Annotated in this window: 3 protein-coding genes; all 3 read right to left on the bottom strand. The window is 59.2% G+C overall.

Annotated features, from left to right (window positions below; translation table 11 throughout):
* The coding region (locus ABYV26_RS22730; RefSeq protein ID WP_372683640.1) for an ABC transporter substrate-binding protein at nt 1-756 on the bottom strand (756 nt) is incomplete at its 3' end.
* 585 nt (nt 757-1,341) lie between these two features.
* Nucleotides 1,342-2,406 carry a nicotinate-nucleotide--dimethylbenzimidazole phosphoribosyltransferase gene (cobT, locus tag ABYV26_RS22725; protein ID WP_372683639.1) on the bottom strand — a complete coding sequence of 355 codons (1,065 nt, stop codon included), beginning with the start codon at nt 2,404-2,406 and terminating at the stop codon, nt 1,342-1,344.
* 146 nt (nt 2,407-2,552) lie between these two features.
* Nucleotides 2,553-3,791, bottom strand: a 1,239-nt coding sequence (gene thiC, locus ABYV26_RS22720) for a phosphomethylpyrimidine synthase ThiC (protein WP_372683638.1), incomplete at its 5' end; no start/stop codon positions are given.

The raw sequence follows: 3,791 nt of genomic DNA, 5'->3' as shown, positions 1-3,791 counted from the left end.
GGGGTTGTCCATGGCGTCTCCGCCCATAATCTTGAACGCGGCGCCCAGTTCGTTGGCCTGCTTCATGATAATGGCCCCTTCGGCAAAGTAGGAGGGGATGAACAGCAGGTCGGGTTTTTTGCTGATGATTTCGGTCAGCTGGGCGGTAAAATCCTGGTCGCCGGACTGATACTTCAGGTTGGTAACCACTTCGCCACCCAGTTTATCGAAGGATCGTTTAAAGAAGCTGGCCAGTCCGACGGAATAGTCATTGGCCACATCCACCAGCATGGCCGCTTTTTTCAGGCCCAGGGTTTTGTAGGCATAGGTGGCGGCACCGGCACCCTGGAAGGGATCGATGAAGCACACCCGGAAGACATATTTTTTGCCCTGGGTGACCAGCGGGTTGGTGCAGGAGGTGCCCACCATGGGAATCCTGGCCGATTCGGCCACTTCGCCACCGGCCATGGCCAGGGAGCTGCCGTAAGTGCCGATAATGGTGTGGGCTTTTTCCTTGCTGATCAAGCGTTTGACGGCGTTTGCCGACTCCACTTTATCGGATTTGTTATCCACGATAAACAGCTCCACTTTTTTATCGAGGACCGTGGGGAACTCCTTGTGGGCCATCTGCAGGCCCTCCAGCTCGAGTTGCCCGCCATAGGCGTTGGCGCCCGTCAAGGGCAGAAAAACACCGATCCGGACAGTGTCATCGGCTGCCATGGCCGTTCCGCTAAAAGCGAAAAACAGGATCAAACCTACAGCGATAAGTTTCCTCATGGGTACTCCTCCTTTTTAAGTTTTAACAAATGGGCAGCAAGTCGCATTTCCTGGATTGCAAGAGCCGACCTCCGGGAGACGGGTTACCGCAGATGCAACACATCCTTACATGCTAAAGGACGATATGTCGGCTCATGCACAGCAATTTCAGTGCCATGGGAAATCCTAATCCACTATAGCCTGCCGGCAAGCCGGCTGATCTTTATCAACCTGCTTCATTTACATAATTTTAAAACAATCCTGGCTGCAGACGACAGCGCATGATTTCAGGGGGATGGAAGGAATCCATTGGATCGTCGATGATAGGTGCGCCTGGAAACGGTAGGCAACGAAGCGGTTTTTCTCACGAGATCAAAACGGTCATTCAGGTTGAGAATAATCGGTTCGCTTTCGATCCATCGTGATAAGGTTCTTTTACACCAAGCAAAAGATTCTGACACATCCATTCCGTCAGGTTCGGCAATCCCGTCAGAGGCAGATAACAAAGCGAATGGGGGGGCTGCACGCCCTCCATTCGCTTACCGGGGGGTTGACCTTTCCCGCTGATGTGGCAGGTGATCGATGCCGAAAATCCTGTGTGCGCTTTTACCCTTCTTGAGCATTCACAATCGCCACCTCATCAAAGGTTTTAATGTCGCAGAGCACACGGGTGGCGGCATCCAGCAGTTCCATGGCCACGGCGGCACCGGTGCCCTCACCCAGGCGGAATTGAAGGTCCAGCAGGGGGTCGACACCCAGCCGTTGGTGCATGAACCGGTGGCCCACCTCGACGCTTCGGTGGCTGGCAAACAGGTAGGCTTTGGCCGCCGGGGCCAGTTCGCAGGCGATCAGGGCGCCGGCAGTGGCGATAAAGCCGTCGCACACCACCGGAATACCCGCAGCCGCCGACCCGATGACGAGACCGGCAAGCCCACCGATCTCGAACCCCCCCACCTTGGCCAGCACGTCCAGCGGATCGTTAGCATCCGGCCGGTGAAGGGCCAGGGCCTGTTCGATGACCCGGATCTTGTTGGCCAGGGCGGCGTCTCCGATGCCCGTGCCCCTGCCGGTCAGTTGATCCACGGCGATGCCCGAGAAGGCGGCGATGACGGCGGACGACGGGGTGGTGTTGCCGATACCCATGTCGCCGGTGCCCAGCATGTCCACCGGCCCGTCGGCCATCAGCTCGTTGACGATCTCGATGCCGGCCTCGATACTCCTGACCGCATCCTGGCGGCCCATGGCCGGTATCCGGGCAAAGTTGGCCGTACCCTTGCCCACCTTCTTGTGAAAGATGGGCAATTCCGGGTCAAAATCGAAATTGACGCCCAAATCAGCCACCTTCACCCTGGCCCCGGCATGTTTGGCAAGGACGTTGATGGAAGCCCCCTGCCCCACGAAGTTGAATACCATCTGGGCGGTGACCTCCTGGGGAAACAGGCTCACCCCTTCCTCGGTGACGCCGTGGTCACCGGCGCAGGTGATGATGACCTTGTTGTCCAGGCGCACGTCCAGGGTGCCGAAAATGGCCGCCAGCCGTGCCGACGCCGGTTCCAGCATGCCCAGGCTGCCGGCGGGCCGGGCCTGGTTGGCCAGCCGCGCGTTGGCCTGTTCGAAGACCGCATTGTTGAGCGGTTTGATTGATGCAATACTTTTTTCTATCATTTCCATGATATCTCCTGTATCGAATTTTGTGTTGAAATGGTAGATTTTGGTTCAGGCCAAGGCCGCAGCGATGACCAAACCGGAGGCGTAGCCGCGCTACGTTGAGGATTTTGTCAGAGTGAGAACGCCGGCCTGGGCCGAAAGATACCGTTTCACGGCGAACATTTGTCTCCGGCGATATCCTGGCTAAATACCTCCATGCCCTTTTTCATGGCGCAGAAATCCCCGCACATGGTGCAGGTCTCCGCTTGCTGCGGCAGGCGACTGTCGCGGATGGACCGGGCCACCGCCGGGAAGAGCAGCAGCTCCTGAAGATCGTCCCAACGCATGTCCCGCCGGGCCATGGCTGCCTGTTTGTCCCGCTCCCGCCGCTCGGGATACTTGCTCAAGTCCCCGATGTGGACGGCCAGACGTGTGACCCGTACCCCTTCTCTCACATCGGCCTCCGTGGGCAGGGCCAGGTGTTCGGCCGGGGTGATGTAACAGATCAGGTCGGCCCCGTGCCGGGCGGATGTGGCCGCACCGATGGCCGCGGTCACGTGGTCGTAGCCGGCCCCGACGTCCGAGGGGATCGGCCCCAGCACATAGTACGGGGCGTCGCCGCTCATGCGCTTTTCCAGCATGATGTTGCCGGCGATCTCGTCCATGGGTACATGGCCCGGGCCTTCCACCATGGTCTGGCAGCCCATTTCCCGCCCGATCTCGGCCAGTTCGCAGTTGATGATCATCTCGGCCATCTGGGCCCGGTCATGGCTGTCGTGGATGGCGCCGGCCCGGATGCCGTTGCCCAGGGAAAGCACTGCATCGTACTTTTTCATCAGGTGGCATACCCGGTCAAATTGTTCGTAGAGCGGGTTCTCTTTTTTATTCGCATCCATCCAGGCCACCATGAAGGTGCCCCCTTTGGAAGCCAGGCCGCCGTACCTAAACCCCTGTTTTCTCAAGCGCCGAATGGTGTACTGGTTAATGCCGCAGTGGATGGCCATGAAACTGAGTCCGTCGGCCAGTTGCTGTTCGATGAGGTCGAAGAGGTATTCCGGATCCAGCCGGGCGGGGTTATGATGGTTGCGGGTGGTCTCCTTGAAGGCCTGGTATAAGGGCACGTTGCCCACCGGGCGGGTGGTCGCGGCCAGCACCGCCCGGCGCACGGCGTCCAGGTCTCCGCCGGCGGACAGTTCCATGAGGGTGTCGGCGCCCTCTTCTTCGGCGGCCAGCGCTTTTCTGACTTCCATGTCGATGTCACAGACGTCCGACGACGTGCCGATGGAGGCATTGACTTTGGTTCGCAGCCCCCTGCCGATGCCCACCACCCGCTGCTCCTTGCGAAACGGGTTGTTGGGAATGACGATCTGCCCGTTGGCCACCCGCTCCCGGACGATCCCCGCCTCAAT

Source organism: Desulfosarcina sp. (genome assembly GCF_041551955.1).
Taxonomy (GTDB): domain Bacteria; phylum Desulfobacterota; class Desulfobacteria; order Desulfobacterales; family Desulfosarcinaceae; genus Desulfosarcina.
Note: the sequence above shows the minus strand (reverse complement) of the source record. Positions and strands in the feature narration are given on the sequence as shown.

Excerpts from the sequence above, each read along its gene's own strand:
- cobT (WP_372683639.1), bottom strand. The coding sequence starts at position 2,406 with ATGGAAATGATAGAAAAAAGTATTGCATCAATCAAACCGCTCAACAAT.